Genomic DNA, 19,161 nt, shown 5'->3' with positions numbered 1-19,161 from the left:
TCCTGCCCGCCCGGAAACGGCAGAGGAATTTAAAGTTGGTTGTGGTGATTAGAGCCATGGAAAGAAAGTCTGGAACTGTAGAAGCGAAGCGTTCGCCTTTATCCTCGGATTTTAACCGCATGATGCGGTAATTAGATCAGGAAATCTGAGGATAACAGCGATCGGAAGTCCAAAGCTTTCTTGTAATGGCGGTCAGATCACCTTCCTATTTTTAATGCCTCTGGCGTATCACCCATATAATAGAAAGAGAACGGTTTCACAAACTAAAGACAAGCACCGGAGGGTTTGGTAAAATAGGGGAGACCAATCAAAAGGGAAGGTGGGAAATCGTGCTGAAACGCAAAAATTATTGGCTGCTTTTTGCAATTTTACTACTATCGCTGACAAGCCTGTCGCCCAGTATGGAATTGAGTACCAGTAACGATCCACGTCCTATGAAAAGACCACAAAGTCAGTCGACCCATCCCTCTTCCGGAGATGAGGGAACTATAGATAGCTTACACATAAGAGTATCGTTAAATAGCGAAGAATTTAGTGAACTGGAGCTCCTTAGCAACCGTTATACCTTAGAAAGTGGAGTAAAGGTTATTTTAAGCAATGTGGATATGGAGGATGCCGATGAGGTATTGAAGCATGATTTAACGATCGGGGACAGCCCGGATATAGTCATGGCAGATGGACGAAGCATTCTGGACTGGGCCACACGTGGATATTTATTGCCGATGGATGTGTATCAGAGCGTTCCGGGGAGTGCACCGTTAACACAGTTGATCCCCTGGATGCAGTGGAATGGATATAATTGGGGAGTCCCGTTAGATATAGATCCTTACGTGCTTGTTTATTCCCCACAACGGCTGGCGGAGCTGGGTTTTAATGCATTACCCAAAAGCCTCGAAGAGTGGAATATCCTGCTTCAGAATGTGCTAAAAGAGCAAGGGAAATATTTACTTGCGATGGATACCCGCAATCCTTATGGATTGTCAGCGGTAATGGAGAGCATGAATAGCAGCTTGTTAGCAGATAACCAAGAGGTGTTGAATTGGATTCAGAATGCCCGCAGTTATTTTTATCTCACCAGCCGCTACAATAAAGATGTCTGGGATATGCTCCAAGGAGGTAGTGTCGCCGTTGCTTCATTACCGTTATCCGAGTGGCAGAAGCATGGAAATTCATCCCTTGCTGCTGTACCGGCCCTGACTGCTAATAATGGGGGTGGGTTTGAATCCTGTTACAGTCGATCTTTTGCCCTTCCAGCTCAATCTCAAAGTCCAAAGGAAGCTGTGAATTGGCTGACCTTTATCACCTCAGAGGATGCTCAGCTGGATTGGTTGGAGAATACGGGGAGCTTGCCGGCGCTTGATGTTCTTTATCGTTCGGAGCATGCTTTTAAATACAAGCTTCCTTTCGATGTTGAGCTATTGCTGACAGAAGAAACCGCCCCGGAGGATGATTCACAGGGCGGCTGGAGTAAGGTTGTTGAAGCTGTATCGTTACTATTAACAGGGCAGATAGATGCGGAAGGCTACAAAGAATTTCTAAAAGAAGGCCTAAAATGAAATGGAAAGCTTAACATGCAAGACGCCCTCTTGGCTATCTACTGCCGTGGCACGAAGGAAAGATACTATTTTGCCTGGATAAAAGCCTAAGTCAAATTCTTCTTCCAACGTTTTTCTTGTTGTGTCAGGCAATTCAAGACCGTTAAATACAATATGATCGACTTGGAATATAAGGCCGTTGATCGGTTCTTCCTGAATGGTATAGTGACCGGTCAGTGAAAGGGCTAGCGCTCCGCTTTTTCCAGTGGCAGTAATCGATCCGTCATTGAAATGAAAGGCGAAGTCTTTAAACAGCGAATTCTGCGATTGCAAAAATTCATTCAGATCCTCTTCCTTCAGGTTTAGCTCATAAGTCATTCCTTTTCGGGTCAGTACACCCTCTCGATTCTGAACAAACTGTGGTAGTTTATTCATTGCGGAGGATAACGCCTTGAAATAAGTTTTTACCTCGTGCAGGCCGATATTCTCCCAATATAATGTGAATTCTTTAAGTAGAGTACTCATATTTTCAGGATCGCTGCTATTTTTAATCCCACCCTCAATATCCTTGTTGAGCGCGTTTACCCGAACTTGCTGTTCCTCCAGAGCCGTACGCAATCGGGCGAGCTCTTCCGAGTTTCGCTTCGCAGTCTGAAGGGTATCCTTCAAATCCTTATATTGTTCTTCATATTGTGAGAGAATATCGCGGTCATTTCCAATAATAATCTCATAATAATCGAACAGAGCCAGGAATCTGCTGATACTTTTTGCTGAAAAAAACGCGGCCAGAAGATTATCTCTATCCCCCATATAATAAGAACGCACAACTGCACCTGCCCGTTCCTGTTGGTCCGCAATGGCTGTTTTTTTCTGGGTAGCTTGTCTGTTCAGGCTTTCTACCTTTTGTTCAAGTGCTTTTTGTTCGGCTGTAATCTTGATGATTTCACGTTCAATTTCTGCAGAAGACAAGGTCTGTTCAAGTAGTTTACGGGTTTCTTCATTATCTGGTATAGCAGAATTGAAAAAATCACCGCTAGGATCGGCAGACAAGTACTTCACAGGTTGTAACGGAAACAAAGTACAGCAGAAGAGAATTAGTATGGTTGCAATCATGCGGCTTTGTAAATTGCGGGAGCGCACCACACCACCACCTTTTTTTTGAAATGATATATGTATGTACTAATAATATGTTTAACCCTTCTAAAATAGCATACAAACAAAAAAACGGAAGTGATCCTTATAAGATAAGGACCTCATCCGCTCCAAAAGAGTACTGCAATTTATAGTGGAAGACCCATTTGAAAGATCGTCCAATAACTAAATCCGGTGAAAGTCAGAATCATGTATGCCCAGAAGAGAAGAACATAAGTTTTTTCAGTAAATTTCATATAGCCAAGTATTACGAAAAATGCAGTTTGTAAAAAGAAAAGCAAGGCCATTTCTGTTAGACCTCCGGCGAAAGCCATCAATCCAATAGCTAATGTGAAAAAACCTAATACCCGAAACATGCGGTCCAAGAGAGAGTCCCCCTTCCAGTATGTATCTCACGAATATTCCTTCGATTTATTATACCCTCAACATAATTATGTGTAAACGAATTCATTGAAAAAAATGCACTAATCTTCAAAAAATGTGATTTTTATAATTGACCTGAGTGATTAGTGCTTTAAAAAAGAGAATTTATAGTTTTATGCGTATGATGTACGCAGATAATGGAAATACAAATTAGTATCAAATAGATTCTATGAACTCTATGAGAAGCATAGAAATGGAGTAAGCAGCTTTTATCCCTATTCACTACCCGGCAGAACTGCCGGTTATGGAGATGGTTATTTCATGACGTTGTTAGGAGGTTTGGCTTTATGACAGCCGTTAGACAGGACGCTTGGAGTGCAGAAGATGATCTAATATTGGCAGAAGTAACTTTGCGACACATTCGGGAGGGCAGCACACAGCTTGCCGCTTTTGAAGAGGTGGGTGAAAAAATCGGCAGAACTTCGGCCGCTTGCGGATTCCGCTGGAACAGTTGTGTTCGGAAAAGTTATGAAGGTGCAATCGGTATTGCTAAAGGGCAACGTCAAAAGCGTAGCTACCTGAAAAAGCAGCCGTCAGTAAGAGGAGCGCAAGTAGCTGGTCTGATTCTGGGTGATGTCGATGAGGAATTTGGGCGCGGTGAGGGATTAAGTGAAAACACATTATCCATTGATGCGGTCATTCGTTTCTTAAGACAATGGAAGGGTACGATCCAGGAAGCAGGACGTCAGCTGAAAATGCTGGAAAGAGACCTGCGCGAGAAGGAAGATGAATTAACAGAATTACGATCTGAGAATGAGCGGTTGTCTAAAGAGGTTAATCTTGCTCAAAGCGACTACCGGGTAGTCAACGATGATTACAAAGCTTTAATTCAGATTATGGATCGTGCTCGCAGGCTTGCTTTCTTAAATGAAGAAGAAGAAGAAATGAAGACTCGTTTCAAAATGGATGGTAACGGAAATTTAGAACGCATTGAATAAACGATAGGTTAACTAACAATCCCGCAAGTGGTCTGCTTTTTAAGCACCACTTGCGGGGTTTTTGGTATACTTAGAAAAATTGTGCTTAAGATCAGCAGGAGGGTTATATGAAAATTGATATAATTGGTGCAGGTTCACTCGGGCTGCTGCTGGCAGGGAGACTGATCCAAGCCGGGAATGATGTGAGACTGTGGTGCCGAGGGATAGAACAATGCCAACGATTAGGGCGTGATGGCTTAACGGTTACCTACGAGGATGAACGCGAGCCGATAACAATTTCGGAAGATCAGTTTGTATCCGCGCCAATAGGGGAGTTCGCTGGTGCTTATCTAGAAGAGCCGAGTGATTGGATCGTGGTGACGGTTAAACAGAATACTCTACATAATGATTTGCCTGAATTTCTATCCCTACTTAAGGAAGAGCAAGTACATATGATTTGTTTTCAGAATGGTACAGGACATATGGAGATGTTAGGAGGCATGTTGCCAAACGCCAATTTATATGTAGCTGTGACTACGGAGGCTGCGAAGCGCAAATCATTAACTGAAGTCATTCATGCAGGAGCAGGGGAGGTGTGGATAGGAAAATGGAGCTTAGGGGATGGACAAGCTCATAGCATACATAATGATTTAAAAGCGAATAATTTAATAGAAGTTCTCATAATGGCAGGATTCGCAGCCTTTTTGTCGAATGAAGTGGATACCATGATTTACCGGAAGCTCTTGATCAATGCCGTTATAAATCCACTCACGGCGATTTGGCGTATTCCAAATGGGGAGCTGTTGTCTTCAGAGCAACGCCTCCAATTAATGAAGGAAGTTTTTGAAGAAGCAATAATAGTGTATGATTTCTGTGAAATTACTTATGATAAGGATGCTTGGGATAACATCCTTCAGGTGTGCCGGTTAACGTCTGGCAATATTTCATCTATGCTGGCAGATGTACTTGCTTCAAGAACCACAGAAATTCGTTGGATCAATGGAAGTCTTGTAGAAATGGCAGAACGATCTGGAGTGTCGGCACCATTAAATCGCTGGCTCTGCCAATTAGTAGAAGGTATTGGGGTATGATCTCTGGGGAGAGGTGAAGCTATGGGACTGCTGATGGATTCGGTTATTACTTTAAGCGTTATTCCGATTGTGCCGTTTTTGATTGTTTTTTTCATTGGAAAGGGCTTAAAAAAAGATAAAAAGAAAACTTTTATGCTCGCTATGGACGTGACCACATTTTTTTTATTATTGTCGGTCTCCGCATTGTTTAATAACATCTTTAATTCCGGTTTTGGGTTTTACCTTATACTAATTATTGTATTAATATCCGCTGGACTGATTGGCGGAGCTCAAAATCGGATGAAAGGAAAGGTAGATGGGAAGCGGTTATTTCGGGCAGTTTGGAGACTTTCGTTCTTTTTTATGAGCTTCGGATATTTATTATTTATGTTTGTTGGGCTAATTACCTACATATCACAAGCGATGTAACGTTCCACTGCTTCGGTGAAGCGTCAACGTCACAAAAGTTTAAAGTTTTTAAAAAAAAATATTTTCTGAAAACATTGCACTAGATTTTTTTGACCACTGGTTGTATAATCATAAACCATATACCACATTCTATTTAGGGGGAACTGCTAGATGAAGAAGAGTAAAAGTCTATTGCTAATGATTGCATTAGTACTTGTTATCGGCACAGTGCTTGCTGGCTGCGGCGGAAACAATGCAAACAGCGGCAATAAAGGTAACAATGCTAACACTGGTAACACGGCAACTGGTAATGCAGCTACAGAAGAAAAATTGGCTGCTGACCAAACATTGAGAATTAACCTTAGTTCTGAGCCTCCAACATTTGACCCAGGATTGGCTCAAGATAGCCAAGCTCACACTGTCCTGACAACAATGTACGAAGGTCTGACTCGCATGAATGCTGAATCTGGTCAAGCTGAACCAGGTGTTGCTGAAAGCTGGGAAGTTTCCGCTGACGGTCTGGTATATACTTTCAAACTCCGTGATTCACAATGGAGTAATGGCGATCCTGTAACAACAGAAGACTTCGTTCGCGCTTGGAAACGCGTGCTCGATCCTGCTGCTGCATCCGCTGCACCTTACGCTTATCAATTGTACTACATCAAAAATGCTCAAAAGTTCTACAACAAGGAAATTACCGATTTCAGTCAAGTAGGTGTCAAAGCGGTTGATGAGAAAACTCTTGAAGTTACTCTTGAAGCCCCAACTCCTTACTTCCTTGGATTGCTTTCCTTCTACACTTATTACCCTGTACACAAATCCATTGAGAGTAATCCTAAATGGGCAACAAGCAAAGATACTATGATCGTTAACGGTGCTTTCACTCTTACAGAGTGGACTACAGGTCAAACACTTGTTGTAACTAAAAACGATAAATATTGGGATAAAGATTCCATTAAACTTAACAAAATCGACTTCTCCCTTGTAAACAGCGGTGCAACTGAGCTGCTCAGCTACAAGAACGGTGAATACGATCGTGCCGGTGGACCAACTGGTGAAATTCCATCAGAACAAATTCCAATCGTGCAAAAAGAACTTCCTAACGAATTCAGCCGTAAAGGTATTGCTTCCGTATACTACTACGAATTCAATATCACTGAAAAACCTTTCACAAACGCTAAAATCCGTAAGGCTCTTGCAATGTCCATTAACCGTCAAGCTTTGATTGACAATGTAGTACAAGGTGGACAATTCCCAGCATACGGTTATGTACCTCCGGGTATCGCTGGTGCTGATGGTGAATACCGTACAGCAGTTAAAGATAGCTACTTCACTGAAGATCTAGAACAAGCTAAAACATTGCTTGCTGAAGGTCTGAAAGAAGAAGGTATGGATAAACTGCCTACATTCTCCCTGACTTACAACACAAGTGAAGGTCACAAGAAAATCGCTTTGGCGATTGCTGATATGTGGAAAAACAATCTTGGTATCGACGTACAAACCGTTAACCAAGAGTGGGCTGTATTTATTGAAAACCGTCAAAACCTGAACTACCAAGTTGCTCGTGCTGGTTGGACTGCGGATTACAATGATCCAATGACTTTCCTTGATATGTGGGTAACAGGTGGCGGTAACAATGATACTGGTTACGCTAACCCTGAGTATGACAAATTGATCAGCGAAGCTAAAACAAGCACTGACTTGGCAGTACGTCAAGAAAAGTTTGCTGCAGCTGAGAAATTGCTCATTGAGCAAGATATGGTTCTGATTCCTTTGTACTACTACACTAACAACTCCCTGACTAAAGAGTACCTTAAAGGTGTTACTCTTGACTTTAGTGGTGCAATTGACTTGACTCGCGGATACTTGCTTGAGCACTAAGATATTGCTTTAGTAATTACAACAGAATAGTTAGTTGACTGAAGTTGCAGAATACTTCGGGATATATATGTGGAATTCCATATATATCCCTTTTTTTTGTATTCCTGTCTATTTGTTAATTAATGTTATTAATAACATATATAGAAAATAGACAAAAATCCGTTTTTTTCATAAAATCATTATTATGTGTATCAAAAATTGTCGGAGGAGGTGTGATGGGGATGGTTCGTTATGTCGCAAATAAGTTTTTCTATATGTTGGTTTCTCTATTTGTATTGATTTCAGCTACCTTTTTCTTGATGAAAGCTATTCCGGGGGATCCGTTTACTTCTGAAAAGAAGGTACCGCCAGAAATTAAAGCACGTCTGATGGAACAATATGGTCTGGACAAGCCGCTCTCTCATCAGTATTTTAAGTATTTAGGTGATATTATCCAAGGTGACCTAGGTGTCTCAATGAAACGCCTAAATCAAGATGTATCACATTTGATCAGTCAAACCTTTTCAGCGTCGCTGAAGCTGGGACTCGTCGCAATCGTTGTGGCGGTTATTGTCGGAGTATTTCTCGGCATGTTGGCGGCACTCTATCACAGAAAGTTTATTGACAGCGCAGCTATGGTGCTGGCAGTTCTGGGGATTGCGGTTCCGAGCTTTGTAGTCGCGTCATTACTGCAGTATGTATTTGCTTTCAAACTGGGTTGGGTACCGGTTTCAGGTTTTAAAGGGCCAATCTATTATTTCTTACCCGTGGCCGCGCTCTCGGCACAGCCGATCGCCTTTATCGCCCGCTTGACCCGTTCAAGTATGCTTGAAGTTTTGAATGCGGATTATATCAAAACGGCTAAAGCAAAGGGATTGAGCTGGATGGCTATTCTGAGCCGCCATGTACTTCGTAACGGAATTCTACCTGTTGTTACTTATATGGGTCCAATGACAGCTAACATCGTAACTGGTTCGGTTGTTATCGAGCAGATCTTTGGTGTTGGGGGTATTGGTAAACAGTTCGTGGAAGCGATTGGTGTCCGTGACTATACCGTTATTATGGGGATAACCATTTTCTATGGTGTATTACTCATGGTTGCCCGCTTTATTACGGATATTGCTTATGTATTAATTGACCCACGTATGAAATTAAGTGGAGGAAAGGAGGGCTAAATAGTGGCTACTGAAAATAACTTGCTAAATCTAAAACCGGAAGATTTTCAAAAAGTCGGTGTAGATGAAAAAGAAGCCGAAGTTATCCAGCGTGAGAGTCTCTCTGCTTGGAAAGACTCTTGGCAACGGTTGCGTCAAAATAAAATGGCGATGACTGCGCTCGGTATCCTGGGTTTGATTGTACTTGCAGCGATTTTTGCACCTTTTATCTCGAAATATAACTATTATTCTAATGATTTGATGAGCACCAATAAGCCCCCTTCCTCCGATCACTGGTTTGGAACGGATGATCTTGGTCGTGATATCTTTGTTCGTACTTGGTACGGTGCACGGATTTCCTTGATCGTTGGTCTTGCTGCGGCAGCCATCGACTTGTTCATCGGTGTTATCTACGGAGGCATTATGGGCTTCTTCGGCGGCCGTGTAGATAATATTATGAATAAATTCTCTGAAATTTTGTATTCTATTCCTTATTTGCTGGTTGTAATCTTGCTCTTGGTCGTTCTTGAGCCAAGTCTTGGAACAATCATCCTAGCTCTAACCATTACAGGCTGGATTACGATGTCGTGGATTGTGCGTGGAGAAATTATGCAGCTCAAGAATCGTGAATTCGTATTGGCGTCCCGTTCCATGGGTGCTGGTTCTGCGAGACTGTTGTTCAAGCACCTTCTGCCGAATGCGGTTGGTCCGATTATCGTAACCATTACACTGTCTGTACCAAATGCTATCTTTGCTGAGGCCTTCCTAAGCTTCTTGGGTCTTGGTGTACAAGCTCCTGTTGCTTCACTTGGATCGATGATCAATGACTCACTCACCGGCTGGTTGTACTATCCATGGCGCTTCTTGTTCCCTGCGATCCTAATCAGCTTAACAATGCTTTCTTTCAACATTTTCGGTGATGGTCTTCGTGACGCGCTTGATCCTAAGCTGAAGAAATAGGAGGAATATGGATGGAACCTATTTTACAAGTCAAAGATTTGCATATTTCCTTTTTTGTTAAGGGCGGAGAAGTACAAGCTGTCCGTGGTATGAATTTTGAAATTGGCAAAGGCGAAACGGTTGCCATCGTCGGCGAGTCCGGCAGCGGTAAGAGTGTAACTGCTCAATCGATTATGCGTTTGATCCCTTCCCCACCTTCTAAAGTGAAAAAGGGAGAGATTATTTTTCAAGGACAGAATCTGCTAGACAAAAGCATGAAAGAAATGGAATCTATTCGCGGTAAAGATATTGGCATGATTTTTCAAGACCCGATGACTTCTCTGAACCCAACCATCAAAGTGGGCAAACAGATCACTGAAGTTTTGATTAAACATCAGAAAATGTCAGCGGCCGAAGCGAAAAAGCAAGGTATGGAGATGTTGAAATTAGTAGGCATCAAAAATGCGGAGGCTCGCTTTAACCAATATCCCCACGAATTCTCAGGCGGTATGCGCCAGCGTGTAATGATCGCAATCGCGTTAGCTTGCCGTCCGGCTTTGCTGATAGCAGATGAGCCTACAACAGCTCTAGATGTAACCATTCAGGCGCAGATCATGGAAGTTATGAGAGAGATGCAGCAAAAACTAGGTACCTCCATTATTCTGATTACACATGATCTGGGCGTAGTTGCTGGCATGTGTGATCGGGTGATTGTAATGTATGCAGGTGAGGTTGTGGAGACCGGAACAAGATGGGAAATCTTTAAAAATCCACAACATCCATACACCAAAGGTCTGCTGCGCTCAATGCCGCGTCTGGACCAAAAGAAAGGCGAGCCGCTTATTCCGATCATCGGCACACCGCCAGATCTGATCAAGCCGCCGATCGGCTGTCCGTTCACTGCTCGTTGTAATGAAGCGATGCATGTGTGCGAACAAATCGATCCCGGCGCCACAGAATTCAGCGAAACGCATATGGCGCGTTGCTGGAATCTGCATTCGATGGCCAAGGAGGTGCAGTACTCTTGAGTAAGAACCTAATAGAGGTAGAAGGTCTTAAGAAATATTTTAATGTAGGTAAAGGTAAGGTTCTTAAGGCTGTTGATAATATTAACTTCACGATCCGTGAGGGCGAGACACTTGGGATGGTAGGTGAGTCCGGTTGTGGTAAGACTACTGCTGGACGTACGATTCTTCGCTTGTATGAGCCTACTGCTGGAAGTGTGAAATATAATGGTACAGACATTTATAAATTGCCTGGAAATCAAATGAAGGCTATGCGCCGTGACATGCAAATGATTTTCCAAGATCCGTACGCATCGCTTAACCCGCGGTTTACGGTTTCTGATATCATCGGCGAGGCACTGGACATTCACGGAATGGCTGGCAGCCGTGCAGAACGTAAGAAACGGATTGAAGAACTGCTGGATATGGTTGGTCTTAACCATGACCATGCAACCCGTTATCCGCATGAATTCTCCGGTGGACAACGTCAACGTATCGGGATTGCCCGTTCGTTAGCGGTTAATCCTAAGTTCATCGTTTGTGATGAGCCGATTTCCGCACTTGACGTATCCATTCAAGCTCAGGTCGTTAACTTGCTTAAAGAATTGCAAGATCGTCTTGGATTGACTTATCTTTTCATCGCGCATGATCTGTCCATGGTTAAACATATCAGTGATCGCGTAGCAGTTATGTACTTGGGTAAAATGGTTGAGTTGGCGGAAAGTGAAGAGCTGTATGCAAATCCTATCCACCCTTATACTAAATCCCTATTGTCGGCTATTCCAGTTCCGGATCCGGAAATTGAAGTCAACAAAAAACGTATTCACTTGCATGATGAGCTTGGCAGCCCTATTTATTCTGCTAACGATAAGACCAATGACAGTGACTTTGAATTAGTAGAAGTATCTAAAGGCCACTTTGTCAGCAAAAAATTCGCATAATTTATACTTAGGTTTTCAAAGGCGGGAGCATTATGCTCTCGCCTCTTGTATGTATTTAGGATATTATTTAATGAATTTATAGTATAATTGAACAGTTGGCTGTACCTGTGTTGCTGATATCAAGGCATGTTTTGCTTTGACGCGGCTCCTGACTTTGGATACAATCATAGAGAGTTTTTACGAACTTGGATTTACATATAACTGCTTAGTAGAACTGGAGGCACTAGCAAATGAATATTGTAACGGAACCGCTCAAGGGTGGATCTGCACTCTCGCGCGACTATATAGATCATTTTGAAAAGGTTAGTCATTTGTACGGTGGGGATTTCCGCAATAAAGAAAGTAGAAGTAGAAGGGCGGAGTGGCTAGATGGCAGAGAAAGCCTTCGTGCCGACCGGACTCAGATTGCTGAGTGTCTGCGTCAATATAATGAAAAGCATAACTCGCATGATGCGGTGATGGCTTCGCTGGCGCTCTTAGAGCAGCCGGGGACATTAGTGGTGACAGGTGGGCAGCAAAGCGGACTATTTACTGGACCCCTGTTAGTGGTATATAAAGCTGCAACTACTATTATGGCGGCAAAAGAAGCAGCTGAACAACTCGGCCGACCTGTAGTTCCTTTATTCTGGATTGCAGGTGAAGATCATGACTGGGATGAAGTGAATCATACGTATGTACTGAATCGTACGCAGGAGATTACTAAGATTAAGATAGAAAAGTCAGAAGAGAAACGCTCCTCAGTAAGTGATATTCGTGTAGAAGAGGAAAGCTGGCAGCAGGTAGTGGAACAGTTAGACGGTCTGCTTCAGGAAAGCGACTTTAAGCCGCAGATTATGGAATTCATTCGCACTTCTTCTTTTAGAGCAGATAGTATGACGGATGCATTTGCCAAGCTGATGGGTTCATTATTTGGTAAATTTGGTCTAATTCTGCTTGATTCTGCTGATCCCAACTTACGTAAGTTAGAACAGCCATTTTTCACTTCGCTAATTATGCAGAATGATGCACTGGAAACAGCGTATATGAATTCTGCTTCTGATATTGTGGGCGCCGGATATGAGCTTCAGGCTGATGTTACAGCTGGCAATGCCAACCTCTTTTATATTCATGAAGGTACACGGCTTCTGCTTCACAAGAAGGACGGAATCTTTACGGATCGCAAGGGTCAGGTATCCTTTTCCCGTGATGAATTACTTGAGGAGGTGCAGGCACATCCGGAACGCTTTAGCAATAATGTGCTGACACGTCCACTTATGCAGGATTATGTGTTGCCTGTTCTGGCAACGGTGCTGGGTCAAGGTGAGATTGCTTACTGGGCCATTCCGCGTCGTGCGTTTGAGACCATTGGGGGAGAAATGCCGTTAATTATCCCTAGAATGTCTTTTACTGTCGTAGAAGGTACGCTGCACAAGCATATGGATAAATATCAACTTAGCTTTGAGGATGTAAGACAAGGACTGGATCACAAAAGACATGAATGGCTGGCCGCACAGGATGAGCTGGGGATTGAACGTCGTTTTGAAGAAACCAAGACCTCATTCGCCGCCATGTACGAACCGCTGATTGAGCAGCTTGGAACGGTTCAGGCCGGTCTGCTTAAGCTGGGGAATAACAATAAAGAGAAGATTCTAGATCAAATTACTTTTTTACAGGCGAAAGCCCAAGATGCAATGGCAAAACAGAACGAAGCTGCAATCCGGCAATGGGAGCGAATCGAGCTGTCGTTAATGCCACTGGGTAAACTGCAGGAAAGAGTGTACAATATCATGTATTACTTGAACCGGTACGGACTTGCTTGGCTGGATGAGTTAATGACGGTTGAACCGGATTACAGTGGAACACATCGCATCATTTATATGTAATGGAAGTATCGCTTTCCACAAAACTAAGCTTTTGCTTACGAAGTGAGTTTTGTACGAAGCAGATCACTGGAGTAACGCTCACAAAACAAAGCGTATGCTTACGGAGCAAGTTTTATTGCGAAGTGGATCATAGAAGTATAGCTCCACAAAACTTTTAGGAGGTTTCATAATGAGTTCATCTAAACAAAATAGTATCGTGGCTGATATGTCACTCGCACCGGAAGGGCATTTGAAAATCGACTGGGTTCGCCAGCATATGCCGGTACTGAACCGTATTCGTGAGCAGTTTGAAGCAGAACAGCCATTTAAAGGTCTGAAAGTATCGATCACATTGCATTTGGAAGCTAAAACCGCTTATTTGGCGAAGGTTGTCAAAGCTGGTGGTGCAGATGTAACCATTACAGGTTCGAATCCACTTTCTACACAGGATGATGTTTGTGCAGCGCTTGTGGAGGATGGAATCACAGTATTTGCTAAATACAATCCGTCTCCTGAAGAATTTAAAGCCCTTAATATCAAAGCACTGGAGAGCAAACCGGACTTGATTATTGATGACGGTGGGGATTTTGCTACATTGCTGCATTCGGAGCGTCCTGATCTGATGGAGAATATTCGCGGGGGTGCTGAAGAAACAACTACCGGGATTATTCGTTTAAAAGCTCTGCAAAAGCAAGGCGTATTGAAGTTCCCAATGGTCGCGGTTAATGATGCCTACTGCAAATATTTGTTTGATAACCGTTATGGCACTGGCCAATCGGCATGGGATGGAATTATTCGCACAACCAACCTTATCGTAGCGGGCAAAACAGTAGTTGTTGTCGGTTACGGCTGGTGTGGTAAAGGTGTTGCCATGCGCGCCAAAGGACTTGGAGCAAAAGTAGTTGTCACAGAAGTTGATGCGATTAAAGCCGTTGAAGCACATATGGACGGTTTTGAAGTAATGCCAATGCTGGAAGCAGCTAAGGTTGGTGATTTCTTCGTTACAGTAACTGGTAACCGTTATGTAATTCGCGGTGAACATTATGAAGTGATGAAGGATGGAGCAATCATGTGCAACGCGGGCCATTTCGACGTTGAAGTGAATAAGCCTGAGCTGTCGGAAAGATCCGTATCCCAACGTACCGTTCGCAAAAATATCGAAGAGTACCAGCTTCGTGACGGACGTAAATTATATCTGCTTGCTGAAGGCAGACTTGTAAATCTGGGTGCTGCTGATGGTCACCCTGCTGAAATTATGGATACAACCTTTGCACTCCAGGCACTGTCGCTGAAATATGTAAATGATAATTATAAGAGCATTGGCGTAAAAGTTGAAAATGTTCCTTATGAGCTGGATGAGCAAGTAGCACGTTATAAGCTGGAAAGTCTGGGCATTAACATCGATAGCCTCACTCCGGCACAAGTGGATTATTTGGACAGCTGGAATTTGAACGATTAATAACCGAACGCATAACAATAAAGTGTATTAACCAGTGTACCTTGAACTGAAGCAACTTTTTTAACAAAGCCATGCAACGGACAAGATTCCGATTGTATGGCTTTTTTCTGTGGAGAAATGTTTTTCGGGAAACGAGCTATCTGATTTAGGAAAAATTTCCTTGGCCAGAAAAAGGTTTTTGATTTTTAATGGCGAATCTATTATGCTTAAGTGGTGAAAAGTGGGGTAAAGTGGGGATTCGGGGATTAGGGGTGGGAAAAAGGATGTTCATGGGAGAGTATCAACACAGCATTGACGACAAAGGCCGAATCATTATTCCGGCTAAACTCCGTGAATTGCTCGGAACCTCCTTCGTGACGACCCGCGGCCTAGACTCCTGCCTGTTTGTTTATCCCATGGAAGAATGGGCAATCATGGAACAAAAGCTTAAAAGCCTTTCGCTGATGAAATCAGATGCCCGCGCATTTAGCCGCTTTTTTTTCTCAGGTGCAACTGAATGTGTTTGGGATAAGCAGGGAAGGGTAAATCTGCCGGCCAATTTACGGCAGTATGCCAAACTGGACAAAGACTGTGTCATTCTGGGCGTTTCGAACCGGGTGGAAATCTGGAACAAAGAGCTTTGGGAACAGTACTTCGAACAGTCCGAGGAATCGTTCAACGAAATCGCTGAGAAATTGGTGGATTTCAATTTTGATCTATAAAACACAATAACGAATACTGTCCTGGAGGGATGCAGCTTGTTTCACCACATCACGGTGCTTAAGGAAGAAGCGACAGAAGGGCTGCACATCAAAAAAGACGGAATCTATGTAGATTGCACTCTCGGTGGAGCGGGTCACAGCTCACTTATCGCTTCCAAACTTAGCGGCGAAGGCCGTTTAATCTGTTTGGATCAAGATGATTGGGCTTTGGAGAACGCCAAAGAAAGATTAGCGGAATACGGAGACAAGGTTGTGACTATTAAGACTAACTTCCGTGATCTGGAGAGTGTACTTAAGGATGTGCCCTTTGTGCCACAAACAGATGGTATTCCCCAAGTAGATGGAGTGCTCTTTGATCTTGGCGTATCCTCTCCTCAGTTTGACGAAGGGGAACGAGGCTTTAGTTACAATCATGATGCTCCGCTGGACATGCGCATGGATCAGTCAGCACTTTTGACGGCTGCTGAAATTGTGAATACATGGTCCGAGCAGGAGATTGCCCGTGTTCTTTTCCAATATGGAGAAGAGAAATTCTCGCGGAGAATCGCTAGAAAAATTGTAGACAGAAGAGAAGAAGCTCCTATTGAGACAACAGGAGAATTAGCAGAACTGATCAAGGAAGGTATCCCGGCAGCTGCTCGAAGAACAGGCGGGCATCCCGCTAAACGTAGCTTTCAAGGATTAAGGATTGCTGTGAATGACGAATTGGGTGCTTTTGAAGAAGGGCTACATAGTGCAGTACGTTGCCTTGCACCAGGAGGCAGAGTATCCGTCATCACCTTTCATTCGCTCGAAGACCGAATTTGCAAGCAAATTTTTAGCAGCTATTTAAGCAGATGTACATGCCCGCCTGACTTTCCGTTTTGCGTATGCGGCGCGAAAGGCACGCTTAAGTTAATCAATCGTAAACCGCTTGTGCCTTCTGAAGAAGAGCTTGAGCTTAATACCCGAGCCCGCTCAGCTAAGCTGCGCATTGCAGAAAAATTGTAATTGACGATAAAGGAGAGTCAGAGATGGCCTATACCCGCGGCAATTTAGCAGTTCAGCCCAAAAGAAAAGAAGAGGTAAACCCCCTTTACCGCGAGAAGACAAAAGTAGTTACCAGACGAAGAGTACTTCCGCTGCAAGAGAAACTTTTGTATATGCTGACGCTAGGAGTATGCGTTCTGGTGGCGATCACCCTGATTTCACGTTACGTCCAAATTTATGATTTGAACTTGCAGGCTCAGAAATTAGATCAGGATATTGCAACAGCCAAGAAGCAGATTTCTACGTATCAGATGGAAAAGCAGAATCTAGAGCAGAAAGTCGCCCAAAAAGCACGGGATCTTGGTTATGTGTCCCCGGATGAGAATGCAACAATCTATATTCCGGCAAGCTCGGCAACGACTCCAGGTGATAATTAGTGAGCGATTGGCAAGATCGCAATAAAAAAAGTTGTGAGGTTCGCTTATGCTGAAAAGAATAAAACTTCGCACGCTGTTTATAGGAGGGTGTATTACCCTCTTTTTTCTTGTTTTGATCGTTAGAGTGTTCTGGATTCAAGTTATGCAAGGTGAGGAATGGCAGGAAAAGGCCGCCACACTTTGGGCGCATACCTCAACTATCAAAGCGGAGCGAGGTACGATTTCTGACCGTAACGGGAGTGTGCTTGCTAGCGATGTCCCTGCTTATACCGTGGTGGTGAATCCTGAAGTGATTCAACAACAAGGCATCGGGGAAGAGGTCATCACAGGATTACACGAATTGCTCGGCAAACCAGAGGATGAGCTGCGTAAGCTGGTTGAAGCCAAGGACGAAAAGACGGGTGCTTACCTCAAGAACCGGGAAATTCGTAATGAAGGCTGGAAGATTGATCAGGAGCTTGCCGATAAGGTGAAAGAATTTTATGTAGCCCTAGGTAAAGAACATAAAATTCAAGAGACCGGTATTGGGCTTGTTAGAGAGCAGAAACGATATTATCCAAAAGATGAATTAGCTGCACATATCTTAGGTTATACAGATAGGGACGGCAATGCTATCATGGGACTGGAAAAATACTTTGATACGGAGCTTAAGGGTGCCGATGGCAAGCTGCTTTATCAAAGTGACGGTCAAGGGGTAAAATTGCCGGATTCACAAGATACCTATAAGCCAGTAGTAAATGGAAGTAATTTCAAGCTTACAATCGATAGTACGATCCAGCATTATATAGAAGAGGCCATGCAAAAGGCGTATGCGCAATATAAGCCAAAAAGTATGAGTGTCATTGCTGCTGATCCGAACACGATGGAGATTTTGGGATTAGCCAATATGCCTACCTATAATCCAAATGAATTTTGGAAGACCGGGGCCGATGGGGCGGGATTCTATAATCATGCTATTAAATCTAAATACGAGCCTGGTTCCACTTTCAAAATTGTAACGCTTGCCGCCGCAGTAGAAGAAAAGCTTTTTGATCCTGTTGCGACATTTTTGTCCGGGTCCATCCGGATAAAGGGATATAGTAAGGCACTGCATGATATTAATCATGCTGGATGGGGGCAAATCAGTTTTCTTGAAGGTGTGAAACGTTCTAGTAACGTTCTATTCGTTAAGCTATATGAAATGCTCGGACAGGACAAGCTATTACAGTATATCAATGATTTTGGCTTCAATGAGAAAACGGGAATCGATCTGCCGGGAGAAGTAAGCGGGGTCGTTAACCCTAACCTTGGACGTCCTATAGAAATTGCGACACTCGCATATGGACACGGTAAAGTGCTAGTAACCCCACTTCAACAGCTAGTTGCCGTATCTGCTATCGCTAATGGGGGGAAGTTGATGACTCCGTATGTAGTTAAGGAGGTCACAAACCCTAACACTGGTGAGACAAAGGTTACTCAGCCTAGTGTAGTGCGTCAGGTGATTGATGAGGAAAGCGCCAAGAAAACGGGTGAATATTTGGAGCAGGTTGTTGCTGACCAAGTAAAAGGAACAGGCCGCAACGCTTATATTGACGGCTATCGCGTGGCAGGTAAGACAGGAACGGCTATCAAGGTTGAAGGTAAGGATTATGTGAAATCCAAAGTACTTGTCTCCTTTATTGGTTATGCTCCTGTTGATGATCCAAAGATCGCTGTTATTGTCATTATTGACGAACCGAACGTTGAGGTTGGCGGCGGTAAGGCAGCTGCTCCAGTATTTAAAGAGATTGTATCCCAGTCTCTGCAATACATGGGAGTACCTAAGCTGGCGTCTGAGGCTAGTGATAGCAGCAGCAAAAAGCCGGCTAAGACTGAAACAGTCGCACTTCGGACTACACCAGATCTAACAGACAAGACGATGAAGGAAGCAAGAGAAGCACTTTTGGATCAAGGCTTCGATTATGTAGTGGTCGGTGAAGGATCTACTGTAGAGAGTCAATATCCTGAGGCAGGTACTAAGCTTGCTACAGGGCAACGGATCTATTTATTAAGTCCGCAGGGGGCTCAGCCTACCATTCCAGATTTAAAAGGGGAATCCCTGCGTGATGCACTTGAAATTCTAACTCTACTAAAAGTAGAGATTGCGGTAGACGGTGAAGGTTACGTCTCAGAACAGATTGTAGGCACGCAAAATGGCAAGACCCTGGTCACTTTGAAAATGAAGCCATTAAATGATTATGGCGAAGATATTCCCGTGGCCCCGCCTGCTGATGAGGGGACAGATTCCGAGAGCGGAACATAGCTTGTTCTAACCCCTGTTTGTCCCGAATAGTCATGAAGATAAGAGCTCATGTCTATTGTTGAAAGTGGGG

At 43.6% G+C, this 19,161-nt stretch carries 17 protein-coding genes; 15 read left to right on the top strand and 2 right to left on the bottom strand.

The window, feature by feature from the left end; all coding sequences use genetic code 11:
- Positions 1 to 329 precede the first annotated feature (329 nt).
- Positions 330 to 1,556 (top strand): extracellular solute-binding protein, encoded by a 1,227-nt coding sequence (locus MHH89_RS15060; protein ID WP_076192073.1) that lies wholly within the window; start codon positions 330 to 332, stop codon positions 1,554 to 1,556.
- On the opposite strand, the gene MHH89_RS15055 is transcribed toward MHH89_RS15060, so the two are convergent.
- Both MHH89_RS15055 and MHH89_RS15050 read right to left on the bottom strand, forming a co-directional pair.
- Positions 1,548 to 2,675, bottom strand: a complete 1,128-nt coding sequence (locus MHH89_RS15055) for a coiled-coil domain-containing protein (protein ID WP_254857085.1) — start codon at positions 2,673 to 2,675, stop codon at positions 1,548 to 1,550. The two genes, MHH89_RS15060 and MHH89_RS15055, sit on opposite strands and share 9 nt — an antisense overlap.
- Positions 2,676 to 2,815: 140 nt before the next feature.
- Positions 2,816 to 3,052 carry a DUF2626 family protein gene (locus tag MHH89_RS15050; RefSeq protein ID WP_036683705.1) on the bottom strand — a complete coding sequence of 79 codons (237 nt, stop codon included), beginning with the start codon at positions 3,050 to 3,052 and terminating at the stop codon, positions 2,816 to 2,818.
- Positions 3,053 to 3,397: 345 nt separating this feature from the next.
- On the opposite strand from MHH89_RS15050, the gene MHH89_RS15045 reads away from it, so the two are divergent.
- From MHH89_RS15045 to MHH89_RS14980, 14 genes are all read left to right on the top strand, one after another.
- Positions 3,398 to 4,048: an RsfA family transcriptional regulator gene (locus MHH89_RS15045; RefSeq protein ID WP_036683702.1), complete on the top strand. Its 651-nt coding sequence runs from the start codon at positions 3,398 to 3,400 to the stop codon at positions 4,046 to 4,048.
- A 107-nt stretch (positions 4,049 to 4,155) separates the two neighbouring features.
- Positions 4,156 to 5,118 (top strand): ketopantoate reductase family protein, encoded by a 963-nt coding sequence (locus MHH89_RS15040; RefSeq protein ID WP_341087477.1) that lies wholly within the window; start codon positions 4,156 to 4,158, stop codon positions 5,116 to 5,118.
- Between the two features lie 21 nt (positions 5,119 to 5,139).
- On the top strand, positions 5,140 to 5,526 hold the full coding sequence (locus tag MHH89_RS15035) for a DUF3397 domain-containing protein (protein WP_076129040.1): 387 nt from the start codon (positions 5,140 to 5,142) through the stop codon (positions 5,524 to 5,526).
- A 150-nt stretch (positions 5,527 to 5,676) separates the two neighbouring features.
- Positions 5,677 to 7,386, top strand: coding sequence for a peptide ABC transporter substrate-binding protein (locus MHH89_RS15030; protein ID WP_076129042.1), 1,710 nt, complete (start codon positions 5,677 to 5,679; stop codon positions 7,384 to 7,386).
- Between the two features lie 221 nt (positions 7,387 to 7,607).
- Entirely contained in the window at positions 7,608 to 8,540 is a 933-nt protein-coding gene (locus MHH89_RS15025) for an ABC transporter permease (RefSeq protein WP_036683691.1), read from the top strand.
- 3 nt (positions 8,541 to 8,543) lie between these two features.
- Positions 8,544 to 9,479 (top strand): ABC transporter permease, encoded by a 936-nt coding sequence (locus tag MHH89_RS15020; protein ID WP_036683689.1) that lies wholly within the window; start codon positions 8,544 to 8,546, stop codon positions 9,477 to 9,479.
- Positions 9,480 to 9,490: 11 nt separating this feature from the next.
- A complete protein-coding gene (locus tag MHH89_RS15015) occupies positions 9,491 to 10,486 on the top strand; it encodes an ABC transporter ATP-binding protein (RefSeq protein WP_036683686.1) in 996 nt (331 codons plus the stop codon).
- Positions 10,483 to 11,403 (top strand): ABC transporter ATP-binding protein, encoded by a 921-nt coding sequence (locus tag MHH89_RS15010; RefSeq protein ID WP_036683682.1) that lies wholly within the window; start codon positions 10,483 to 10,485, stop codon positions 11,401 to 11,403. Before MHH89_RS15015 ends, MHH89_RS15010 begins: the two co-directional genes overlap by 4 nt.
- A gap of 230 nt (positions 11,404 to 11,633) precedes the next feature.
- Positions 11,634 to 13,265: a bacillithiol biosynthesis cysteine-adding enzyme BshC gene (bshC, locus tag MHH89_RS15005; RefSeq protein ID WP_076129044.1), complete on the top strand. Its 1,632-nt coding sequence runs from the start codon at positions 11,634 to 11,636 to the stop codon at positions 13,263 to 13,265.
- A gap of 166 nt (positions 13,266 to 13,431) precedes the next feature.
- Positions 13,432 to 14,703, top strand: a complete 1,272-nt coding sequence (locus MHH89_RS15000) for an adenosylhomocysteinase (protein ID WP_341088811.1) — start codon at positions 13,432 to 13,434, stop codon at positions 14,701 to 14,703.
- Positions 14,704 to 14,966: 263 nt separating this feature from the next.
- Positions 14,967 to 15,404, top strand: coding sequence for a division/cell wall cluster transcriptional repressor MraZ (mraZ, locus tag MHH89_RS14995; RefSeq protein WP_036683674.1), 438 nt, complete (start codon positions 14,967 to 14,969; stop codon positions 15,402 to 15,404).
- Positions 15,405 to 15,440: 36 nt separating this feature from the next.
- Positions 15,441 to 16,394, top strand: a complete 954-nt coding sequence (gene rsmH, locus MHH89_RS14990; protein ID WP_036683671.1) for a 16S rRNA (cytosine(1402)-N(4))-methyltransferase RsmH — start codon at positions 15,441 to 15,443, stop codon at positions 16,392 to 16,394.
- Between the two features lie 23 nt (positions 16,395 to 16,417).
- The gene (locus MHH89_RS14985; protein WP_036683668.1) at positions 16,418 to 16,810 is read left to right on the top strand and encodes a septum formation initiator family protein; all 393 of its coding nucleotides are present in this window, start codon (positions 16,418 to 16,420) and stop codon (positions 16,808 to 16,810) included.
- Between the two features lie 46 nt (positions 16,811 to 16,856).
- Positions 16,857 to 19,091 carry a penicillin-binding transpeptidase domain-containing protein gene (locus tag MHH89_RS14980; protein WP_076217859.1) on the top strand — a complete coding sequence of 745 codons (2,235 nt, stop codon included), beginning with the start codon at positions 16,857 to 16,859 and terminating at the stop codon, positions 19,089 to 19,091.
- Positions 19,092 to 19,161 lie beyond the last annotated feature (70 nt).

Source organism: Paenibacillus sp. FSL H7-0323, assembly GCF_038002725.1.
GTDB lineage: Bacteria > Bacillota > Bacilli > Paenibacillales > Paenibacillaceae > Paenibacillus_AQ > Paenibacillus_AQ odorifer.
Note: the sequence above shows the minus strand (reverse complement) of the source record. Positions and strands in the feature narration are given on the sequence as shown.

Coding starts and splice junctions, on each gene's coding strand:
- MHH89_RS15030 (WP_076129042.1), top strand. CDS start 5,677: ATGAAGAAGAGTAAAAGTCTATTGCTAATGATTGCATTAGTACTTGTT.
- mraZ (WP_036683674.1), top strand. CDS start 14,967: ATGTTCATGGGAGAGTATCAACACAGCATTGACGACAAAGGCCGAATC.
- MHH89_RS14980 (WP_076217859.1), top strand. CDS start 16,857: ATGCTGAAAAGAATAAAACTTCGCACGCTGTTTATAGGAGGGTGTATT.
- MHH89_RS15025 (WP_036683691.1), top strand. CDS start 7,608: ATGGTTCGTTATGTCGCAAATAAGTTTTTCTATATGTTGGTTTCTCTA.
- MHH89_RS15040 (WP_341087477.1), top strand. CDS start 4,156: ATGAAAATTGATATAATTGGTGCAGGTTCACTCGGGCTGCTGCTGGCA.
- MHH89_RS14985 (WP_036683668.1), top strand. CDS start 16,418: ATGGCCTATACCCGCGGCAATTTAGCAGTTCAGCCCAAAAGAAAAGAA.
- bshC (WP_076129044.1), top strand. CDS start 11,634: ATGAATATTGTAACGGAACCGCTCAAGGGTGGATCTGCACTCTCGCGC.
- MHH89_RS15035 (WP_076129040.1), top strand. CDS start 5,140: ATGGGACTGCTGATGGATTCGGTTATTACTTTAAGCGTTATTCCGATT.
- MHH89_RS15015 (WP_036683686.1), top strand. CDS start 9,491: ATGGAACCTATTTTACAAGTCAAAGATTTGCATATTTCCTTTTTTGTT.
- MHH89_RS15045 (WP_036683702.1), top strand. CDS start 3,398: ATGACAGCCGTTAGACAGGACGCTTGGAGTGCAGAAGATGATCTAATA.